The following is a 21,775-nucleotide window of genomic DNA, read 5'->3' as shown; positions in this document are numbered from 1 at the left end:
GCATTAGCGATGACTTTTACTTCTTACATTCGGTAATCAATGGTAATCTAAGAAGTAAAAGTTACGTTGTTACTTTAGTTTCCAATTCTTTTTTAAGTACTGAATACACCAGGATTTTGCCTCACCCATAGTGTTCCGGCGCCATGCCAAAATAATATCCATCGGCTGTTCTTCAGTGCCTTCGATTCGTTTCAATACACCACTATCAATAAGAGGTTGTGCAATTTGGCTTGGTAATGTACCAATGCCTAAACCTGCAGTTAGCGCTTCTACTTTTGCCGTAAAGTTGGTGACGGTCAAGCGAGGCTGTTTTTGAATGATATTAATTGAGAGCGCTGGTTGCTCACGTGCGGTATCTGCAATAGCAATAATCCGATACTTTTCTCGCGCTGCTTCATCAAACTTACCACTACGCTTGTGAACATAGTGATCAGCGGAAGCTACCCAATACATACTCATTTTACCAATTTTTTCTGACTTAACTTCTTGAGGAAGCGTATCCAGTGATGGGCAAATCAGTAAATCAGCTCTCCCCGTATTCAACGACTCCCAGCTACCAGCCAGAATCTCCTCTTGCAGCCTGACTCGAGTTGAGCTGACCTCGGCCAGCGCATCAACCATCGGGAAAAAGTTGGATATAGGAATAATGCCATCGAAGGCAATGGTAATATCCAGTTCCCAGCCATTCGCCAATAACGTTGCATCGTTCACTAACTTTTCACTGGCTTGTAAAATGGCTCTTCCTCTTTCAAGAATAAGCTTACCTGCTTCAGTAAAATGGGCTTTGTGACCAGAGCGATCGAAGATAATAATGTCTAAGTCTTGCTCGAGTTTCTGGATTTGATAGCTCAGCGATGACGGGGCTCTGTCTAACTCATTCGCAGCAGCAGCAAAACTCCCTCTTCGATCAATAGCATCTAGAATATGGAGTGCTTCTAACGTAATTGGACTCTGCACATGGCCTCTCTTAATGTGATATTCATCACATTCGTTGTATTTGGATGAACTTATCAAGAACTAACGACAAATAATATAACATATTGATAACTAAAGACTAGGAATGCTCATAGCCTAAGAAGAAGATTCAATACAAATCAATAAATGACAATGGTAATGATAGTAATTACCATTTAGATCCATTAATATCCGCGTGTTGTTACCTATTATGGATCTAAGGTATTGAAGCCAATGTATAAAAAATCAATTTTGTCAGCCTCCATTTTAGTTGCCCTTTCCCATACTGCTTATGCGGAAGAAGCTTCTAAGTTTGAAGAAGTCGTTGTGTCGGCCACCCGTACCAACCAAACCATAAACACTGTTGCTGCTTCTGTTGCTGTTGTATCAGAGAAAGACATCGAAGAAAACATGGTAAAGGACTTGAATGATCTATTCGAGTATACGCCAGGTGTTACTGTTAATGGCACTCAACGCCAAGGCGTCCAAAGTATTAACATTCGCGGGATGGAAGGTAAACGAGTTAAAATCTTAGTAGACGGTGCATCTCAACCAGGTGTATTCAGCGGTGGACCATATTCGTTTATCAATTCTAGTGCCGTTACTGTCGACCCCGATATGCTAAAGAGTGTCGAAATTGTTAAAGGAGCAGCTTCTAGCCTACATGGTAGTGATGCAATTGGCGGTGTTGTCGCATTCGAAACAAAAGATCCGAAGGATTTCCTCAAAGATGGTAAAGACTTTGGTGGTCAAGCTAAACTCTCTTATTCATCGGAAGATAACTCTTTTAGTGAGCATGTAGCTTTAGCAAAGCGTTTCGGTAATACAGAAGCACTTATAGCCTTTACACGCCGTGATGGTGCAGAGCTACAAAATTTCTCTAAGGCGCCTTACGATAACTATTCTGTGGACAACCAAGATTATTACAAAAACGATCTATTGGTAAAACTTCAATCTCAATTGAATGACGCTCATCGCTTGGAGTTCTTGGGAGAAGTTATTTACAACGAGACTGACTCAGAGATCGCACATAAAAGTTACAAAAACTTCAACGCTGAAGACACAACCAAGCAAAATCGCATTGGGCTCAAGCACATTTGGTTTGCAGATGCAGCTATCTCGGATACGATCACGTCCAAGCTTACATGGATTGGTAAAGAAGAAAACGGCGTCTCTAATCGCTTTATCGAAGCCAGCCCTGGTTACCCACCTTACGTACCGCCTAGTGGTGACAACCAACAGAAAAAAGATTACGAATATACTGAAGACAAATTTGAATTCGAAACTCAGTTAGATAAAGAGATTCAAAATCACTATATTGTTTACGGAATATCGTACAAACATAGTGACATCAGTAATACCAATCGCGAGTTTAATTCCGATCCTGGCACGCCAGATACTGTTTACGTTTACACACCGGATGCAAAAGAAGAAAGCTTTGGTTTATTCTTGCAAGATGAAATTTCGCTTCTTAACGACAAGCTAATTCTGACTCCAGGTGTGCGTTACGATTACTTCTCTACTAATCCTTCAAATACTTCTGAAGAGTCATTCGAGAAGTTTAGCGACTCTGCATTAACTGGTCGTTTAGGAGCAACTTACTCTATATCGCAACCAGGCACGATCTTCGCTCAAGTGAGCCAAGGGTTCCGAGCGCCATCGTTCGACGAGCTTTATTACACCTACGATAATCCGGCTCATGGCTATACCAACCGCCCTAACCCAAATTTGGGATCTGAAAAGAGTTTGTCTTATGAGCTTGGTTACCGTCATAACACTGCAGCGTCTGCAACTGAAGTAGCGTTCTACTACAGTGATTACAGTGACTTTATTGAGCAAACGTCATCAAACAATGGTGGTTTAACTGAATTCACAAATATCAATATTAGTGAAGCAAACATTAAAGGGGTTGAGCTCTCTAACCGTCTTGATTGGCATGCCATTGCTGGTCTTCCATCAGGCGTGACAACTCGCTTTGTTGCAGCATACACAGAAGGTGAAGATGGTGATAGTAATCCTTTGAACAGTGTAAACCCATGGAATGCCGTAGCTGCTGTAAATTACGATTCACCAAATGCACTTTGGGGGACAAGCCTAAAAGTAAACTACACGGCTAAGAAATCGAACAGTGATATCAACTCTGATGGTGATAAAGGCGGAATCAAAGACCAAGTTGCTTTGCCGTCTGCGACAGTCGTTGACTTAACGGCGTACTACAAACCAATGAAAGATATAACCATTCGTGCTGGTGTTATGAATCTAACGAATGAAGAATACCATCTTTGGAACGATGTTCGCGGTAAGACTGAGTTAAGTCGAGACAAAACGCAAGCTGAGCGTAATTATAACATTAGTGTTAAATACGAGTTCTAAACCTTAAAAACACAAAAGCCAGCGTAATGCTGGCTTTTTTTATGGCTTTCATTTCAAAAATGTAAAGAAAAGTATGAAAAATGAAAGTTTACTGTTTTGCCATCTCTTTTTTCACCATTACTGCTGCTGCAATGATGAAAGTGATGATCAGACCGAGTTCCATGAACTACCCCAATAGCTATGAGAAAATTTATAACCCAAATTAAGAGTCGGGCATAGTTTAACAGCTCTATATATACTTGCTACCTTTTAACCAGTAATTTACGATTTTTTCCGATTTGGATCAAAAAAGACGCAATCACGCGCCTTTTTGTTACTATTATGTAAATTAAAGATTAGGCATCTGGATAACCTTGAGGGTTAGTAGACTGCCAGCGCCATGTATCGCCAGTCATTTCTTCTAGAGTGCGAGTTGCTTTCCAACCTAACTCATTCATCGCTTTTGATGGATCCGCCCAACACTCTGCAATATCACCTGGACGACGCTCAACAAGTTGGTATGGGACATCTTTACCACTTGCGGCTTCAAATGCTTTCACCATGTCCAGTACACTGTAGCCGTTACCAGTACCGAGGTTATAGATATGAAGGCCAGCTTTGCTACCTACTTTTTCTAATGCAGCAACGTGACCATCAGATAAGTCCATTACATGAATATAATCACGTACGCCTGTGCCATCTTTGGTCGGATAATCACTACCAAACACAGAAAGGAACTCTCTGCGCCCTACCGCAACTTGAGAAACAAACGGCATTAAGTTGTTTGGAATACCTTGAGGATCTTCACCTAGCTCGCCTGTTGGATGTGAACCTACCGGGTTAAAGTAACGAAGAAGTGTAATGCTCCAGTCAGGGTTCGCATTTTGGAAGTCGGTTAAACACTCTTCCACCATTAACTTGCTGCGACCATATGGGTTAGTTGCGCTAGTTGGAAAGTCCTCAGTGATGGGTACAGATGCAGGATCACCGTATACAGTCGCTGATGAACTAAATACCAACGATTTAACTCCGGCTTCGCGCATTGCATCAACCAATACTAAAGTGCCATTAACGTTGTTGTCGTAATACTCTAGAGGTTTTGCTACAGACTCACCGACGGCCTTTAAACCTGCAAAATGGATAACAGCTTCAATATTGTGCGACTTTAGTGCTTCTACCATCGCCAATTTATCTCTGATATCGGCTTTAATGAAGGTTGGCTTTACACCACATACCTTTTCAATTCGATCTAATACCGTAGATTTACTGTTGTACAGGTTGTCGAGAATCACTGGCGTCATGCCAGCTTCGATCATTTGAATACACGTATGACTACCGATATAGCCCATACCACCCGTAACGAGTACTTTCATTTTATTATTCCTTCTGACGCGAATCGTGTTAGTTTAAAGCTTTGACGTTACGATTTAAACTGTCTCTTGTAATTCGCATCCCATTAATATTGCTTGGCCTTTCCCGGCTTTCTTTGCTTGATACATTGCCGTATCCGCACTTTTTAAAACTCGAGTAGCATCGCGCTCATTTACGCCGACTAATTTTACGCCGATACTAACGCCAACTTTGAGTAAGTGACCTTTGTACTCAATTGGAGCACATATGCTCTCGAGCAACTGTTCTGCTATTCGGGTGACCACTTTTTGATTGGCGGGATTAACCAACATGACAAATTCATCACCAGAAAGTCTTGCGATTAAATCACTATGTCTCGTCGCAGATGTTAGACGCTCGGAAACTTTTTTCAAAACTTCATCACCTGCATCATGACCGTAGGTATCGTTAACTTCTTTAAATCCATCCAGATCGAGGTACAAAACTGCAAATTCGTCACGCAAGTATCCAGAGCGTTGTACTAGTTGTTCCAACTCTAAATGGAACTTAGATCGATTGGCTAACCCCGTTAAAGCATCGTGATGAGCTAAATGCTCCAATCGTTCCATCTCTTTTGCGCCGGAAAGGTCGGTAAGAACAATAACCAGATCATAGAAACCATAGTCTTCACACTTAACGATACGATTGACTCGAGCAAACATCGGTACAAACTGACCAATATGGTTCTTCTCGATAACTTCACCTTGCCAAACGCCATAATTTTCTATCGACTCGATGATACTAGGCATCATTTCCTGTAACTTGCGCCACTTTAGCGTTTGGATGAATGACTTCCCAATAAGCTGATCCACCTCTAAGCCGACTAACTTAGTGACGGCAGGGTTTGCCATCGTAATGACACCGCGATGATTAAGAACAATGAGACCATCTTGGCTGCTTTCAAAAACGCGTCCCGCAACACGTTGCCGGTTTATGGCTTCTTCAATTTCGGTGATATCTTGAATCGAAAACAGTAAGTATTCATGTGTCGAGAGGCGACGACTGGTTAGGCTCAACTGCTGTTCGTTATCTGCATTTTTGAGGTGAATATCATCGCACTCTAGGCCTCGACTCAGGATCTGACTCAGCTCATTCGGTGTTTTGGTTTTAATTAGATCACGAATATTGGCATATTTAAGTTCATCTAATTTTTTTTGAAATATTTGCTGGGTCGCCGTATTACAATGAATAACACGTCCGGAATTGTCTGTAATAACTAATGCATGCTGAACAGATTCGATAACCTCTTCTGAAAATGCGCGCTTTTGTTCTAGTGTGTCTAGCGAATGTTGCCGCTGCTTCTCACGTACTGTTAACCTATTCATCATTTGATTGAAAGAGCTCGCGAGGTCTCCAATTTCATCCTTGGCGTAATAGCGAGCTTGATTTTCCGTGTTTCGTCCGTGTGTCACATTCTCTATTACGCGGTTGAGTTCCATCACGGGCCTGAGAACAAGCCTCTCGATACTTATGTAAAAAACAGTGCCACCAGCGATCAGAAACAGAAGAAGTAAAGCGCCATCTCGAAGTAAAGATTGTATGGCTTCTACAATTGGGCGATGAGAAAGCGTAACTCTCATGCTACCAATGACATAGCCATCATGGATAATCGGCTCTAGAACATAAAGAAATTTGGTTGATAAGGCATAGCCTAGAGCGTGCAACCTACTTCTTTCGGTTTGACTTGGAACGGGTGCCAGTGCCCCACTTATCTCCATAACAGCGAATGGTTGGTCATCTTGGTCATAAAGTTTGACCCGCGTTACATTTGGCTGGTTTAAAAAGTTGGCGAGAATAGTTTGAGCTTTTTGCTTGTCCTTTGTCGTCAGCGCATCTTTAATTGAGAAAGAAACGTTGTTAATCAACTTTCTTGTCTGCTCGACCAGTTCATGCTTAGACGATTGGTATACAGTATACGAGGTGTAACCTTTTGAGATAACAAAGATAGCCGTTAAAAAGACCAGAAGAGGCCAAATAAGCTTCGCTCGTAATGACATATATATTCCTGTCGCAGACAACCACAAAAATGACAGAAGAACCATTATGCAATCTATCACCCATGAAGGGCGACAAGATTAACACGATGCTAATGCAAAATAACCTTAAATTCTCAAAAATTGGATGGAAAAGAAACGAAATACCTTAAAATTCGGATCAACTCAAATAACGGCAACATCTTTATGGACTAACGTGATCTTTTTCGTCACCTATCTGCTCAAAAAGCTTCGTTTTCATGATAGAAGAATGAAGTGAGTCACTGAACCTAGATGCATTTTCCTGCATCGTAAACCCATTGCTTGTGTAGAAATAAAACGTATGACATTGAATAAACAGCAACTTACATTGAACTGTGATATGGGCGAGAGCTTTGGCTCTTGGAGTATGGGCGCAGATGAAGACGTGATGCCCCATGTTGATATGGCGAACATCGCGTGTGGTTTTCATGCCTCCGACCCTAATGTCATGCACGACACCATCACCCTAGCGAATGACAACGATGTTGATATTGGCGCACACCCAGGTTACGCCGACCTACAAGGCTTTGGCAGACGAAGCATAAGCATGACGGGTGATGAAATTACGAACATGGTTATATATCAGGTTGGTGCTTTACAAGCATTATGCCGGGCGCAATACACAGACATCAGTTACATAAAGCCTCATGGTGCTCTATACAACGACATGATGAAAAGTGATGCGATATTTAGAGCGGTAGTAAAGGCGGCAGCACTGTTCAAAGTACCGTTAATGATCCTAGCTTCACAGGAAAACGAAAAATACTTAGAAATCGCAGACGATTATGATGTTCCCTTGCTATTTGAAGCATTTGCAGATCGTTTATACCAAGATGACGGCTTACTGACTCCTAGAACACAGCCCAATGCCGTGTTAAAAAGCGAGCACGCGATACTTGAGCAAGTCCGGACCTTAGCTGACTCTGGGCGTGTCAAAACCGCTTCAGGCGGTTACATATTATTGGAAGCCGACACAATTTGTGTTCATGGTGACAATGAAGAGTCGATCGCGCTGATCCAAAAGATCCGCCAAAGCCTATACGCTGGAGGAAATTAATGCATAAAGAGAAATTTAATATCTCTTTGATCTCCGAGTGCAGTATTTTCATTAAGCTTGATGAGAGTATTTCTGAAAATGCAGTCGGAGAGCTTGCTCGCAGCATAAGAGAAACTTTCGCTTCAATTGTTATGAACGTTGTCCCCTCCTATCAAACTATTCTCGTTGATTACTTACCTTTTCGAATCAACGAAAAGAACTTAGTCAATGAGCTGCAACAAATCGTGAGCCAGTTTGATACTCAATCACTTAAGCTTTCCCAGCCGAATCACATTACTATCCCTGTATATTACTCTGAAGAAACCGCGTTAGATCTATCTCGTTTTCAAAAGCGAGGTCTGTCATTAGACGATCTTATTACCCTGCATACGAAAACCGAGTACGCGGTTTCTGCAATTGGATTTGCTCCAGGCTTTGCATTTCTCTCTGACGTTGATACTCAATTGCACATGGCAAGGCTTGCCACACCAAGAACTCAAGTGCCGGCCGGAAGTGTAGGAATCGCAGACTCTAAAACGGCCGTCTATCCATCAGATAGTCCTGGCGGATGGAACATTATTGGTAAAAGCCCGCTTGCGCTCTTCTCCGACTCTCCTCCTTTTATACCGTTTGAAGTGGGTGACAAGGTCACCTTTAATGCTATTTCAAAACAAGAGTTTATCGATTTAGGAGGCGTACTATGAGTTACGGTGGATTACTGGTGGAAAAGCCAGGGCCGCTCTCTTTAGTTCAAGACTTTGGTCGTTTTGGATTAGCGCATGTCGGTGTGACTCAAGGTGGGCCGGTCGACGACTATGCTTACAGCTGGGCCAACCATTTGCTTGGTAACGTAGTCAATTGCGTTGCGATTGAAATTACTTTGGGTAACGCTTGTTTTATTGCCTTGCATAACTGCCACCTTGCTATATGTGGCGGTGATTTAAATGCAAAAATAGATGGTGAACCTATTTCAAATTGGTCCGACTTTACGTTGAAAAAAGGACAGAAGCTTCAGTTCGGAGTCGCAAGAAATGGACTCCGCTCCTACCTGGCGGTTAAAGGTGGATTTAATGTTGCTCAGCACTTAGGAAGCGCATCGACCGTCTTGCGAGAATCTCTAGGTGGTTATGATTCAAATGGTGGCGCTTTGAAAGCTGGCGATATTCTTCCCTTTGTCCCTCATAACTTACCGAAACGTAAACCAAGGCAAATGACGTTTCGCTTTAAACCAGATTACAACTTACCCATTAAGCTGAGAGTGATTGAAGGCTATCAGAACGAGGACTTTGATGAAGACGCTCGCCAAGCATTTTACAACAAAGCATTCATCATCTCCCCCAATTCGAATCGCATGGGCTACCGTCTTGAGGGCAATAACATTCGTCCACCTTACGAAGGCGTCCTATCAGAGGGAATTGCATTAGGTTCAATTCAAGTACCTAGCGATGGTAACCCTATTGTGCTGCTCAACGATCACCAGACTATTGGCGGGTATCCTAAATTTGGCTGCGTAGCTCGTATTGACTTACCTAGACTGGCACAGGCGAAACCCGGACAAAAAGTCAATTTTGTGAAAGGAGATAGACTAGGCTTGCAAGAAGTATGGTGCCAATGGGCTCAGTTTTTTGGGTATTAATACAACCACTGAGCCCAAACACAGCCGATTATGCAGGCATACCATAACGCACTGCTAAAGCTTGTGGATAGCCTCGCTCTTGAGTGAGTTTAATCGCGTACTGCTCGACCTCTTGTTCAGACCACTTCACAGCGACCGGATGCTGTGTTTCCACATTTTGGTTAGGATCGATGTCAAACCAGAATTGAAGCATTTTTTGCGCTGCGAGTAGTGTCGATGACGCTTTTACCACCTCTATTCTCGCGTAGTGGTTATCTTCAAAAGTCACATCTGCCGCTCTGAGTACTGGATCTGTTCCGGGAATTTGCTGAGCGCCAAATAATGCTTTTCCTCCTTTTACAGCAGAGTGATAGTCGGGAATGAACTGTGCCATGTGTTTGATGGCGTTGTTCGTTCGCTCTTCTAACACTTCTTCTCTCCAGCCGTTACGGATCTTCGAGAGTAAAGGCATAGGCAGTTCAGGTTGAGCAGATGAGTTCGTGCTCTCCACTAAACCATCTTCAAACAGCGTGATTCCTTTTGTCATACCATGAAGTTGAAAGTAACCATCGCCATAAGGCGTCAATTGAGCCATTCCTTTATCGGTTCCACGCGGGCCATGAAAAATAACTTCTGGCCATTGTTGTTGACAGTCTGCCCACCTCGTAACGTAAGCGGCTTTAAACTCCACCAACCTGTCTCGCTTGGCACCAACTGTGTTGTCAATTGAGCCTGTTTCAAAGCCACACGCGTTAACCAAGTAGTCGCATGTCATAAGGTAATCGATACCTTCACGTTCATAGCCAAGTTGCCAGTGTTCCCCCATCCAATCGGCTTGCTTGAACGTTGCTTGTGTGAAGACTGAAGCATTAGGAAGCGTATCTAGTGTTAAGTTGGCAATTGCGGCGAGGCGAAAAACACTCCAACCATATTCTTGAACTGCGACAACAGGATACTTTAGCGCTTCAAGATCAGCATGTTGAGCAAAAGGAATACACCACTCATCGAAGTTTGTAGGATGACTTGGTTGAGTACGTTGCGCGAGAGCTTCTAGCTCCGCTTTTGAATACAGTTTGTAGTATTCGCTTGGTTCGCCGAGCACTTTATTACTCTCATCTTTATCAACGAGCGTCTGATAAGCACTTTTCACAACCTCTAATCGCGGAATTAGTGTGGATGGGTCTCCACCATCGGAATGAGGAACCGCGATGATTGTCGGACGAATATTCAGTGAAAGCGGATACAGGCGAACAGTATCAATAGATTGTGCTAACAAGTCTAAGCATTGTTGCTCGGAAATCTCTCGATATAAATTACCACCAGCATGCAAATGACAAATGGGTGGACCATTTACTAGTGATACGCCCTTCTCTATTACGGAAACTTTAAAACCCAGCTCCGCAAAATGAATTGCTGCTGTTGCACCTGCTACACCGCCACCAACAACAGCGATATGCTTATCTTTATAACTTGGAAACTCAGACTTCATTGCTTCACTAAAAATTTTATAAGGAAAATTCTTTACTAAAGGTGGATTCTACTCGTGTTTGAACTTGATTAAAATCACAAAAAGTTCATGGGTTTGCGAAATATCCAACAGCGCCTGTAAAGTGCATTAAAGTAGAAAAAATTTGCGAAAAAGTACTTGACGACATGGTTAAGAAGACACTTTTTTGTGTCTATGTGAATAAGAATTTCACTGTAAGACCCATGGCGCAAAGCCTGCAGAAACACCCCACTTTTTACCCCATTTAGTTATCCCAAAAGTTATCCACTGTTTTTGTGGATAACTAAAATAAAAGTGTCATGGAGTGTTCCAAACTTGATAACACTCTCTGCGATTAAGTGTTTACTGGCGTTAACAATCTTTTCAACAAACTCATCACTACAAGTGCCAACGTAACAAATGTTGCAAGCGGTAAAGCTATCCACAATTCGGGGTGAATTTGTGCATTGAGATCGAATCCATATGTCATGACTGCGGCCACACAAACTTCCGCAGCGAATACCGCAACACCACTAGCAATCAACGCAATAATTCCGTACTCGGCCCACAGGGTTGTGTTGATCCGTTTCTTACTTGAACCTAATGTGCGATACAAACGAATCTCTTGTTGGCGTTGGGACAAGCTTAACCTCAGTAGCGTAAAGATGAGCAGCAGACCAGCAACAACGCCTAAAAGAGCAAGGATGGTGATTGCTGATACGATTTGCTGAATCAAAGCCTGAATTTTCTCGCCCATAGTTCGGATATCTAAAACAGAGACCGTTGGGTGAGCACGTGACATTGACGTCAATAACGCTTCATTTCCTTCTTCAATCCTATAACTGATGAGGTAAGAACCAGGTAAATTAGCCATCACGTCAGATGAGAAAATAAAATAAAAGTTAGGCTTCATGTCACGCCATTCGACATAACGGATGGTATCTACTACTGCATCGTAATTCTGACTGTTTATTACAAAGCGCAGCGTATCACCGAGTTTGATGCCTAAGTCATTTGCTACATCCGCTTCTACAGATACACTCCCTTTGTTTGTCCATTCACCCGAAAGCACATCATTATATTCTGGTAGGGTATCTCCCCATGTCAGGTTTAGCTCTCGACGTATCGCGTCAGAACCTTCTCCTTCGTACTCAACCTCTTTGACGTTTTGACCGTTGATCTCTGTTAGTCGTCCACGAATTATTGGATAAGCTTGTGACCGCGTAACTCCGTTTTTATCTAGGGTTTCTAGGTAGTTATCGAGCTCATAATCACCAATGTTCAAAGCGAACACATTTGGCGCGTCTGCAGGTAAGGTTCTCTCCCAATCAGCGAGAATATCGCTGCGCACAAGCCAAATGATAGACAGCAACATCAAAGATAATGCCAAAGCACCAAACTGTAGACCGCTGGTTACTGGCGTCCGGTTGATACGACTCAACGCAAGCTTCATTGCAGGATGGGTTGAAACACGTGCAAACAGTTTTGTGAGTATGACGCTAACTGCTGCGAGTACCACAAACAGTACCGCTATACCAGTGAGCACGATCCAAACTAAGGTGTTGTCTGCATACAGTAAAAGCAATGGAACAACGGGAACTAGAACAAGTAACATTCGCTTCCAAGAACGTTGCGCTTTACCCTGCTGTAGCACTTCTAACGCGGGAGTTTTAATCAAGCCTAAAAGTGGTATACCGAGAGCAGGCACCGTAATCAAGACTGCTGAGATAAATGCCACCAAAAATGGTGTGACGCCGTAACTAGGGAGTGGATCGGGTAATAAGTCTTTGAGTGGAATGCGTAATAAATACTCCAGCCCGCTCCCTAGCAGTAGGCCGACGACACTGGCACTAATGAGAAGGATTGTGACTTGAATAAATAACCACTTTTCAATCCATCGGCGACTCGCACCAAGACTTTTCAACATCGCGATAGTTTGTGTCCGGCTGTTCACGTAATTTTGACAAGTAAGAACCAATGTTGTCGCCGCCATAATGATGACAATCGCTACGGTCAAAGACAGATACTGCGTCGTACGTTCAAAAACCTCATTACTACGACTGGCAGTATCTTGCGTGCGCCAGCGATCGCTCGGAGAAAGCCGCGTATCATCTTGTAAGCTCTTTAGTGTTTTATCATCGGCTTGTAAAAACAGACGGTATTGAACTCGGCTCCCAACTTGAATTGCTCCTGTTTTATCTACATCACTTTGATGAATGTATGCAGAAGGCATTTGCTGAAATGGATTAAAGCTCAAGCCAGGTTCCATCAATACTGCGCCTGATACAGTAAACTCGGCATCGCCTATCGTGACACTGTCACCTGGCTTTACGTTTAGTTGAGTCATAATCCGCTCATCAAGCCAGAGTTGGTTCTCTTTAACGCGACCGGCCGGATTATTTTCGAGAACGAGCTCTCCCATTAAAGGGTAATTATCATCCACCGCCCTTACCGAAATAAGCTGCATACCATTATCGCTAAATGCCATAGTGGCAAATCGCGTCATCATCGAACGTTCAAGGTTTTCAGTCGAGGTTAACAACGTGTCCGGAATGGGATTAGCTGACACAAACACCGCATCTGCCGTTAATGCGTCCTTCCCTTGCTTGACGATCACCTGCTCCATTCGTTCTGCTAATGCAGAAAGCGCAAAGATACTCGCAATCACGAGAATAAGAGCAACGCTAATAGGCCAAAGGTTCCCCTGCCTTATTTCGCCGAAACTCCAACGTATCAAACTTTTATTCGGCGAGTGCTGTGTTGTAGTGTTTTGCTCTGTGGATGTTGCTTCACTTGATGATACTGCAGACATTACATCTCCTCCTTAAGCTCACCCGCCTCCATACGATAGATACGGTCACATCGGCTTGCTAGATGACCATCGTGTGTTACTAAAATCAGAGTTGTCCCGTGCTGTTCATTAAGATCGAATAGCAGCTCAATCACTTTGTCTGCGGTTTGATGGTCAAGATTGCCGGTAGGCTCGTCTGCGAACAACAGCTCAGGCTGTGTCATAAATGCACGCGCTAGCGCAACTCGCTGTTGTTCACCACCAGATAACTGGCTTGGTAGATGATCGACACGTTTTTCCAATCCAACAGCAGCTAATAATTCCGCTGCTCTTGCTTCATCTTCGGCTTCACCACGTAAAAGACAAGGAAGCGTGACATTACGTAATGCACTCAAACTCGGGATTAACAAGAAACTTTGGAAAACGAAACCTAAAGAGTCAGCCCGAATTTTCGCACGTGCTTCATCGTCCAGTTTTGATAATTCATGACCTAATAAAGTAATTTCGCCTGATGTCGGCGTATCAAGACCAGCTAGCAACGTCATCAATGTTGACTTACCTGCACCGGAAGTTCCGACGATGGCGATTTTTTCTCCTTTTCGGATGTCAACATTTACGTCTTTGAGGATTGTTAATTGTTCTTGATTAGTAGAGACTTGTTTAGAAACCAAATTGGCTTGAACAATAGGTGCATTAAGTACAGGTGTTTGCATGATTCGTATACTTTCCTTAGTTCTATTTTTTTGCTTTTCCGCTACTGCACATGCGAGCGAAAAGCTACTTGTCTTGGGTGATAGCTTGAGTGCAGGCTATCAGATGCCGATCGAAGAGAGTTGGCCTAGCTTACTCCCTGATGCGTTGTCAGAACATGGTCAAGATGTAACAGTTATTAATGCCAGCATTTCTGGCGATACCACTGGCAATGGCTTAGCACGGTTACCTCAGTTGCTAACTCAGCATAGCCCTGACATGGTACTTATTGAGTTAGGTGCCAACGATGGCCTAAGAGGTTTCCCTCCTAAACTTATTACGTCAAATCTTTCAAAAATGATTACCATGATAAAAGATTCTGGTGCGGACGTTGTCATGATGCAAATTCGGGTTCCGCCTAATTATGGTAAGCGCTATAGCGATATGTTTTACGATATCTACCCTAAGCTTGCACAGCATCAACAAGTTGCCTTGATGCCATTCTTCTTAGAGCATGTTGTCACCAAACCAGAATGGATGATGGATGATGGCCTTCACCCAAAACCAGATGCACAACCTTGGATCGCTGATTTCGTTGCTCAAGAATTAATTAAACATCTCTAATTTTAATGGTCTAGCTCAATAAGTTTTACGTAACTTTACGTTAATCTATTTTCAATTCCACTCATCGAGGATAGATAACAACATGCGAATAGAACCGTTAATTCAAGGTGTTGTTGCTCGCTCTGCGCACCCCAAAGGGTGTCATGCATCTATTAAAGAGCAAATTGAATACGTAAAGCACGCCCCACAGATCAAAAAAGGCCCAAAACGGGTTTTGATTATTGGTGCCTCCTCTGGTTTCGGCCTAGCGGCACGAATAGCCCTAACGTTCGGTGGCGCTAACGCCGATACCATTGGCGTCTCATTTGAGCGTGGCCCTTCAGAGAAAGGGGTTGGGAGTGCGGGTTGGTATAACAACGTCTTTTTTAAGCAAGAAGCAAATCAAGCCGGGCGTACCGCAATAAATATTGTTGGCGATGCATTCTCTGGTTCGGTGCGCAATCAAGTGATTGAAGCCATTGAAACGTACTTTGAGGGTGAAGTTGACTTAGTTATCTATAGCTTGGCAACCGGTGTTCGACCTAAACCTGAATCTGATGAGTTTTGGCGCAGTGTCATTAAACCTATTGGTGAACCTGTCACTGGCGCTTCTATCATGCTGGAGAACGATAAGTGGATAGAAACCACCTTAACGCCTGCAACAGAAGAGGAAGCCAATGCCACCATTAAAGTAATGGGCGGCGAAGACTGGGAAAGCTGGATTGACACACTCATCAATAACGACTCTATCGCAAACGGCTGCAAAACCATCGCCTTTTCTTACATGGGCCCTGACATTACGCACCCAATTTATCTCGATGGTACGTTAGGTCGAGCGAAAATCGATTTACACCAAACCAGTCATTCATTAAACCTCAAACTCGCCAACTTTGACGGCGGTGCTTACGCAACCGTGTGTAAGGCGTTGGTGACGAAAGCCAGTGTATTCATCCCTGCGCTAAGTCCCTACCTGTTAGCGCTTTATCGAGTGATGAAGGAAAAAGGTACTCACGAACGCTGTATTGAACAAATGCAGCGACTGTTTACTACGAAGTTATACGATCAAGAGAAAGTGCCAGTTGACGGCGAACGCTTGATTCGAATAGATGACTTGGAACTTGAACCGCAAGTTCAACAAGAAGTCCACGCTCTTTTAGAACAGATGAATGCTGAAAACTTTAAAGAGATTGGTGATTACCAAGGTTTTAAAGATGAGTTTATGAAGCTCAATGGCTTTAACTTTGAATATGTCGACTATTCGCAAGACATTTCTATTGAATCGTTAATGTCGCTTAAGCCTTGATGCTTGTTACCTGTTTCAAGGATGAGATATGTGACAACTATTCCTAGTCCTGAACACTTTTCAGGACTTTTTTTTGTTTCGAGCCCTAGCCACCCTATACTTAATTAAAAAGCGAGAACAAAATAGAGCAGTCTGCATTTTTAATTCACAGGAAGTGAAACCACGTAAAGGATGACCTATATGGGGAGATTGCAAACATTAGACTACGAAATCCCTGAGTCTATGCGAAGAAGTTGGCAGGAAATCGTCAACTTACTGGCTCAAATAACACACGTACCCACCACATTAATTATGCGTATCCATCCGGATCGCATAGAAGTAAATACATCTAGCGAAACTCTAGGTAATCCTTATCGTACTGGCGATGCAGAGCTGCTTGGTAACGGTTTGTATTGCGAGCAAGTTATAGAACAGAAAGGCGAGCTTGTAATCCCCAATGCGCTTGAAGATGAAGAATGGCAAAATAACCCAGACATCAAACTAGGCATGATTTCTTATTGCGGCTTACCGCTATTCTGGCCAAATGGGGAAACATTTGGAACAATCTGTATGCTTGACTCTGAGAGAAACGAGTACAACGATAGTTACCGTCAGTTGCTTGAAACTTTCAAAGATTCAATCGAAGCACAGCTTTCAGTTGTGTACCAACAACATAAACTTCAGCGACTTAACACCGAGCTAAAGAGTCGAATTGAAAATCGTACCACGGATTTAGCCCAGTTAAGTTACTCCTTAACACAAGAAATTGATCGCCGTAAAGCCGCGGAAAAACAAGTGAGCTACCAAAAAACACATGATCAGGGAACTGGGTTTCTAAATCGCTCTGCACTTGAGAACATTGTCCAATACACCTTACAGTCCCTTGATAGTGATCAGCAATCGCTTGTGGTCATCAACATTGGTTTTAGTAACGCTCGCAGTATTCAGACCAGGCACGGGTTCGAGGTCTTTGACAACATTTTAAAAGAATTTCACTCCAGATTAACCAGACACGGTGCTAGCGGATTTATCACTGGTAGACCAAGTTCGAATGACATGGTTTTATTGATTTTGGGAGAGGATATTGAAGCTCGGTTAAATCAACTATTAGATGATATCACTAAAATTAGCGTAGATGGATTTGTCTTCAACAAAACAGAAATACATTTGCACACGTATATCGGTATAGTTCAAGCTTACAAAGATTGCAGCAATGCTAAGCGTATCCTTCAACATGCATGTTACGCGATGCTTCTATGTAAAGAATCCGGCGAACCTTTTAGTTATTTTAGAGAAAATCATTCGGCGGATCTCAATAGTCACAATGAACTGGAAAGTTACCTTTTACAAGCAGTGCGTAACGACGATTTAGTGTTGTACTTTCAACCTCAAGTAGACTCCAAAACACGTAAATGGATTGGCGCAGAAGCCTTGCTTCGCTGGAGACATCCAATACTTGGCGACGTTTCCAACGAAGCATTGATACATATGGCCGAACAAAACGGGCTTATCTTTGAAGTTGGCTCTTTTGTTCTGCGTACCGCGATAGACAAAGCGAAACAATGGTCTGAGTTAATCGATAACTTCAAAATGGCCGTCAACGTTTCTCCCATTCAATTACAAAACGTAAATTTTGCAGAACAAGTGCAACACCTACTCGAGTCTTTTCATTTGCCAGCACACTTTCTCGAGCTCGAGGTGACCGAAAGCGCCTTAATTGCCGATGAGGTCGTAGCACGCACTACATTAAATAAACTGCACAAACTAGGCGTGACATTGTCACTTGACGATTTTGGTACAGGATATGCCTCGTTCAGCTATTTAAAGAAATATCCATTTGATGCCATCAAAATTGATAAAAGCTTCGTCCAGCAAATGGAAAAGTCGGACGATGACCGCGCGATAATTTGCTCTATCATACACATTGCGAAAAAACTGGAACTCCAAGTCGTGATCGAAGGCATTGAATCTCCCCAACAAGAACAGTTTCTCATTGGTGAGGGCTGTGATATCGGACAAGGTTTTCTTTATGGTAAACCTATGCCTTGTAATGAATTTGAGCAAAGTTTGTTTAATCAGCGCCTTTCTGGCGGGCAATACGCCTACTCTTCCTAAGCATTCTCTTTACTATGAGGGCGGTGGTTTCTATAATCGCCGCCCGCTTCTATTAAAAGGCCAATATCTTCATGGATCAGTTGACTGCCACGCTTAAGAAAATTGAAAAGCAGAACTACCGAGCTTATCAGCAAATCAAAGGTCAATACGACTTCACTGATTTCACTTTGTTTATCGATCATGTACAGGGTGACCCTTATGCATCGGCGTCACGTTTTCGTGCGACTCGCGCATGGTCTTTGACTGGTCTTGAGTGGCTAAGAGACGAGTCTCCTGCATTTCAAAGAGGTGCACGTGATTTTATTGCGCGTAGTTTTGAACAGTTTGCTAAACAAGAAAACTCAGTATCAATTTCACTGACAGGCCAAACTGTACTGGATAGCACCGCGGTGTTGTTTACTGAAGAAGGTATTGAACTGCGTTTTCGAGTTAACTTACCAGCCGAAGGTCGTTCAGTATTGGGGAAAAAAGCCAACAACATACTGACTTTCCACCTACCTAAGTTTATCCGTCGAGCAACTTTAGAGCGTGAACTCGACAAAGCCGCTTTAATTAAGCACTGCCAAGTTGTTGAAGACCAAGATGCCCTACGAGAACAGTTGGAGGCCAATAACTTAGTCGCGTTTGTCGCAAACGGCAGTATTCTTCCTCGAATTGCAGGTAATTGCGACCTTCCTATGAAAGAAGCCGTTGAGTTTAAAGCCCCTGAATCTCTACAAGTCACTTTACATGCGCCAAACAAGGGTCATGTCACAGGATTAGGAATTCCAAAAGGTATCACACTGATCGTAGGTGGCGGCTTCCACGGTAAATCTACCTTATTAAATGCAATAGAGCGTTCAATTTACGATCATATTCCAGGAGATGGTCGCGAATACATTGTTGCCGATAACAAGGCTATGAAGATTCGTGCCGAAGATGGCCGATGCGTACACCACTTGAACCTGTCGAACTACATCAACCATTTACCGATGGGTAAAGATACGGCGGACTTTTCTACTCAAGACGCATCAGGCTCAACGTCGCAAGCCGCTTGGCTTCAAGAGTCTATTGAAGCGGGTGCAAGCACATTATTGATTGATGAAGATACTTCTGCTACCAACTTCATGATTAGAGATGAGCGTATGCAGGCATTGGTGGCAAAAGGTGATGAGCCAATTACTCCTCTCGTCGACCGCATTGGTCAATTACGAGATGATCTTGATATCTCTACCATTATCGTTATGGGTGGGTCGGGCGACTACTTAGACGTTGCCGATACCGTCATTCAAATGCACGACTACCAAGCCGTTGATGTAACTGAAAAAGCGAAAGAAGTTATCGCTCAGCACCCTACTCAACGCCATAACGAGTCAGAAGAACGTTTACAGACCTTCCCACCTCGAGCACTGAACCGCGTTGCGTTGATGAATATTCTGACTGACGGCAAGTTCCGTGTGAATGCGAAAGGCAAAGAGTCACTTCGATTTGGTAAAGAGTTTACTGATCTTAGCGCTTTGGAACAGATAGAGTCAGCCGATGAAGTCAACACAATTGGCTGGTTATGGTTCCAAATTGCTCAACTTCCAGGTTGGTGTAATCATCCAGCGAAGGAAATTGAAGAAATGCTGTCTGGTGAGTGGCATGCCGCTCTTCCTAAGCAAGGCGACTTAGCCAAACCACGCACACTAGACGTTATGGCTGCCCTCAACCGCATGCGAAAATCTCAGTTTAAGTCATCATGCTAGTTTTGATACGCTGACAGAGACAGTTCAATCAAAAGGCAGTTATAGTTAGCTGCCTTCCTTTATCTTTATTCTTAGCGAATCATTCGTTTCTCAGTACATTCCACGCTTCACAAAGAACTCTAAATCTTTCTGCATTGCCATTTTCTCGATCAGGATGCCAACGAAGCGCGAGTTTTCGCCATTGTTTTCTAATTTCCGCAGGCGTAGCGTCAGTGTTAAGTTCAAATAGTGACAGTGCCTTTGTCTTATCTACGCTGGCTACTGACGAACCACCGATGAACTTTTGATAAGTTGTCCAAAATTCATTCAACAGTCGACGCACTTCATCTTCGTCCGCTTCGTAATTGCGCCAATCTAAGTAATACTCACGCAAAGGATCATGAATATCGATCTTATGCCTCAAAGCTTCCATCGAAGACATGAGCTGAATATCCATGGCTTCGACTTGAAGCCAACTATCCGGATACAGAGTGTCTTGCAGTTGATATAATGCATTCATGATCAGGAAATTTCTTTTGAATAAATCCTTATCGGGAGAGTCGTCCAGCTTTGAAATATAACCTTGTTCACCCAACGAGCTTGCCAAGGTGTGCACTTTCCAATTAGAGGGCTGTTTTCTCAGAATTTCTAGCATTGGCCAAAGCAGCGGATTTTCTATTGCATGAGGCTCAATACTACTGACAGTACGTTGTCCTTCCATTCATCCTCTCTGACACGAGTTTAGGGCCCCATTCACGGCACAAAAAACATAGTTTCCACTTTGTAGCATAAATGCAAAAAGGCCGATAGTCATTCACCATCGGCCTTTGTAAGGAGATCACGTAAAGGTTAAATAACCCCTAGCTCACGTAAACGTTCCATAAGGTAGCTATGTGCAGTGTAGCGCTCAGATAACACCACTTCCGGCTTTGGATGCAGGAACAACGGTAATGAGATACGTGACTTTTCTTGACGGCCACCCGTAGGGTTGATTACACGGTGAGTCGTTGAAGGGAAATAACCACCTGACGCTTCTTGAAGCATATCACCAATGTTGATGATTAAGTTCCCGAAGTCACATGGTACATCGATCCAATCACCCTCTTTACTCTTTACTTGCAGTCCAGGCTCATTGGCAGCAGGCAAAACCGTTAGCAGGTTAATGTCTTCATGCGCAGCAGCACGAATAGCGCCTGGCTCTTCTTCGCCTGTCATCGGTGGGTAGTGAAGCACGCGTAGTAATGTTTTGTCACTGTTATTGATCATTTCTGACAACGCGATAGAGAACTTCTCTTGAACGTCCTTAGGTGCGTACGCTTCAACCCAGCCTAATAGCTCTTGAGCAAATGCATTGGCACGCTCGTAGTACTCTAAGATTTCAGCTTTAAGCTGCTCTGGGATCTGCCCCCAAGGGTAAACATGAAAGTACTCTTTGATGTCTTTCACTTTGTGCCCTTTCGCCACTTCAGACACTGAAGGTGGGAAATAGCCATCTTGGGTGTCTACGTTAAAGTGAAAATCATTCTTTTGATCTGAACAGAAAAACTCATGCCAGTTTTTGTAAATTGACTCTACAAGCTCTTGAGGAATCGGGTGGTTTTTCAACACACCGAACCCCGTTTCGCGTAGAGAGGTAACGAACTGTTGAGCAGCATCGTCAGCAAGATAATCGACAGTTTCCAGTTTCATGGCTTTACTTCTTTTTTATTAGACTGAATCATGGATTCTATGGATGGGCATG

16 protein-coding genes are annotated in these 21,775 nt (G+C 43.3%); 8 read left to right on the top strand and 8 right to left on the bottom strand.

Going from position 1 to position 21,775, the window contains the following annotated elements; genetic code table 11:
* Positions 1-69 precede the first annotated feature (69 nt).
* Positions 70-957 (bottom strand): LysR family transcriptional regulator, encoded by an 888-nt coding sequence (locus R7093_RS00420; protein ID WP_017634152.1) that lies wholly within the window; start codon positions 955-957, stop codon positions 70-72.
* Between the two features lie 231 nt (positions 958-1,188).
* Here R7093_RS00420 and R7093_RS00415 point away from each other — a divergent pair, with 231 nt between their 5' ends.
* A complete protein-coding gene (locus R7093_RS00415) occupies positions 1,189-3,327 on the top strand; it encodes a TonB-dependent hemoglobin/transferrin/lactoferrin family receptor (RefSeq protein ID WP_318146448.1) in 2,139 nt (712 codons plus the stop codon).
* A 335-nt stretch (positions 3,328-3,662) separates the two neighbouring features.
* Here R7093_RS00415 and galE read toward each other — a convergent pair whose 3' ends face one another.
* A complete protein-coding gene (galE, locus tag R7093_RS00410; RefSeq protein ID WP_005376309.1) occupies positions 3,663-4,679 on the bottom strand; it encodes a UDP-glucose 4-epimerase GalE in 1,017 nt (338 codons plus the stop codon).
* 54 nt (positions 4,680-4,733) lie between these two features.
* A complete protein-coding gene (locus tag R7093_RS00405) occupies positions 4,734-6,692 on the bottom strand; it encodes a diguanylate cyclase domain-containing protein (protein ID WP_053307690.1) in 1,959 nt (652 codons plus the stop codon).
* 319 nt (positions 6,693-7,011) lie between these two features.
* On the opposite strand from R7093_RS00405, the gene R7093_RS00400 reads away from it, so the two are divergent.
* Genes R7093_RS00400 through R7093_RS00390 form a run of 3 tightly spaced genes read left to right on the top strand, consistent with a single transcriptional unit; the run spans position 7,012 to position 9,382 of the window.
* Positions 7,012-7,767 (top strand): 5-oxoprolinase subunit PxpA, encoded by a 756-nt coding sequence (locus R7093_RS00400; RefSeq protein ID WP_005386314.1) that lies wholly within the window; start codon positions 7,012-7,014, stop codon positions 7,765-7,767.
* Positions 7,767-8,450 carry a 5-oxoprolinase subunit B family protein gene (locus R7093_RS00395; RefSeq protein WP_047101133.1) on the top strand — a complete coding sequence of 228 codons (684 nt, stop codon included), beginning with the start codon at positions 7,767-7,769 and terminating at the stop codon, positions 8,448-8,450. Before R7093_RS00400 ends, R7093_RS00395 begins: the two co-directional genes overlap by 1 nt.
* Positions 8,447-9,382, top strand: a complete 936-nt coding sequence (locus R7093_RS00390) for a biotin-dependent carboxyltransferase family protein (RefSeq protein WP_005376316.1) — start codon at positions 8,447-8,449, stop codon at positions 9,380-9,382. The genes R7093_RS00395 and R7093_RS00390 overlap by 4 nt, the downstream gene beginning before the upstream one ends.
* A 28-nt stretch (positions 9,383-9,410) precedes the next feature.
* On the opposite strand, the gene R7093_RS00385 is transcribed toward R7093_RS00390, so the two are convergent.
* From R7093_RS00385 to R7093_RS00375, 3 genes are all read right to left on the bottom strand, one after another.
* A complete protein-coding gene (locus R7093_RS00385) occupies positions 9,411-10,850 on the bottom strand; it encodes an FAD-dependent oxidoreductase (RefSeq protein WP_005376318.1) in 1,440 nt (479 codons plus the stop codon).
* Positions 10,851-11,202: 352 nt separating this feature from the next.
* Complete coding sequence (locus R7093_RS00380; RefSeq protein ID WP_047101134.1) at positions 11,203-13,659, bottom strand: ABC transporter permease; 2,457 nt, start codon at positions 13,657-13,659, stop codon at positions 11,203-11,205.
* A complete protein-coding gene (locus R7093_RS00375) occupies positions 13,659-14,351 on the bottom strand; it encodes an ABC transporter ATP-binding protein (protein WP_047101137.1) in 693 nt (230 codons plus the stop codon). Before R7093_RS00375 ends, R7093_RS00380 begins: the two co-directional genes overlap by 1 nt.
* Between R7093_RS00375 and tesA the strand changes: the two genes are divergently transcribed.
* From tesA to R7093_RS00355, 4 genes are all read left to right on the top strand, one after another.
* Entirely contained in the window at positions 14,350-14,952 is a 603-nt protein-coding gene (gene tesA, locus R7093_RS00370) for a multifunctional acyl-CoA thioesterase I/protease I/lysophospholipase L1 (RefSeq protein ID WP_005376324.1), read from the top strand. The genes R7093_RS00375 and tesA overlap by 2 nt on opposite strands.
* A gap of 82 nt (positions 14,953-15,034) precedes the next feature.
* Positions 15,035-16,234 (top strand): enoyl-ACP reductase FabV, encoded by a 1,200-nt coding sequence (fabV, locus tag R7093_RS00365; protein WP_005376325.1) that lies wholly within the window; start codon positions 15,035-15,037, stop codon positions 16,232-16,234.
* A 180-nt stretch (positions 16,235-16,414) separates the two neighbouring features.
* Complete coding sequence (locus tag R7093_RS00360; protein WP_318146447.1) at positions 16,415-18,328, top strand: sensor domain-containing phosphodiesterase; 1,914 nt, start codon at positions 16,415-16,417, stop codon at positions 18,326-18,328.
* 71 nt (positions 18,329-18,399) lie between these two features.
* On the top strand, positions 18,400-20,055 hold the full coding sequence (locus R7093_RS00355) for an ABC-ATPase domain-containing protein (protein ID WP_033907080.1): 1,656 nt from the start codon (positions 18,400-18,402) through the stop codon (positions 20,053-20,055).
* A gap of 79 nt (positions 20,056-20,134) precedes the next feature.
* Here R7093_RS00355 and R7093_RS00350 read toward each other — a convergent pair whose 3' ends face one another.
* Together R7093_RS00350 and R7093_RS00345 are read right to left on the bottom strand one after the other, a co-directional pair.
* Positions 20,135-20,755 carry a DNA-J related domain-containing protein gene (locus tag R7093_RS00350; protein ID WP_033907081.1) on the bottom strand — a complete coding sequence of 207 codons (621 nt, stop codon included), beginning with the start codon at positions 20,753-20,755 and terminating at the stop codon, positions 20,135-20,137.
* Between the two features lie 128 nt (positions 20,756-20,883).
* On the bottom strand, positions 20,884-21,723 hold the full coding sequence (locus tag R7093_RS00345; protein ID WP_005376329.1) for an isopenicillin N synthase family dioxygenase: 840 nt from the start codon (positions 21,721-21,723) through the stop codon (positions 20,884-20,886).
* Positions 21,724-21,775: the final 52 nt, after the last annotated feature.

The organism is Vibrio sp. 1580 (genome assembly GCF_033340055.1).
This window is presented reverse-complemented; position numbering and strand designations above follow the sequence as displayed.

Bases quoted from the DNA above. Each gene is read 5' to 3' on its own strand.
- R7093_RS00415 (WP_318146448.1), top strand. From the start codon at position 1,189: ATGTATAAAAAATCAATTTTGTCAGCCTCCATTTTAGTTGCCCTTTCC.
- galE (WP_005376309.1), bottom strand. From the start codon at position 4,679: ATGAAAGTACTCGTTACGGGTGGTATGGGCTATATCGGTAGTCATACG.
- R7093_RS00405 (WP_053307690.1), bottom strand. From the start codon at position 6,692: ATGTCATTACGAGCGAAGCTTATTTGGCCTCTTCTGGTCTTTTTAACG.
- R7093_RS00400 (WP_005386314.1), top strand. From the start codon at position 7,012: ATGACATTGAATAAACAGCAACTTACATTGAACTGTGATATGGGCGAG.
- R7093_RS00395 (WP_047101133.1), top strand. From the start codon at position 7,767: ATGCATAAAGAGAAATTTAATATCTCTTTGATCTCCGAGTGCAGTATT.
- R7093_RS00390 (WP_005376316.1), top strand. From the start codon at position 8,447: ATGAGTTACGGTGGATTACTGGTGGAAAAGCCAGGGCCGCTCTCTTTA.
- R7093_RS00385 (WP_005376318.1), bottom strand. From the start codon at position 10,850: ATGAAGTCTGAGTTTCCAAGTTATAAAGATAAGCATATCGCTGTTGTT.
- R7093_RS00380 (WP_047101134.1), bottom strand. From the start codon at position 13,659: ATGTCTGCAGTATCATCAAGTGAAGCAACATCCACAGAGCAAAACACT.
- tesA (WP_005376324.1), top strand. From the start codon at position 14,350: ATGATTCGTATACTTTCCTTAGTTCTATTTTTTTGCTTTTCCGCTACT.
- R7093_RS00375 (WP_047101137.1), bottom strand. From the start codon at position 14,351: ATGCAAACACCTGTACTTAATGCACCTATTGTTCAAGCCAATTTGGTT.
- fabV (WP_005376325.1), top strand. From the start codon at position 15,035: ATGCGAATAGAACCGTTAATTCAAGGTGTTGTTGCTCGCTCTGCGCAC.
- R7093_RS00360 (WP_318146447.1), top strand. From the start codon at position 16,415: ATGGGGAGATTGCAAACATTAGACTACGAAATCCCTGAGTCTATGCGA.
- R7093_RS00355 (WP_033907080.1), top strand. From the start codon at position 18,400: ATGGATCAGTTGACTGCCACGCTTAAGAAAATTGAAAAGCAGAACTAC.
- R7093_RS00350 (WP_033907081.1), bottom strand. From the start codon at position 20,755: ATGGAAGGACAACGTACTGTCAGTAGTATTGAGCCTCATGCAATAGAA.
- R7093_RS00345 (WP_005376329.1), bottom strand. From the start codon at position 21,723: ATGAAACTGGAAACTGTCGATTATCTTGCTGACGATGCTGCTCAACAG.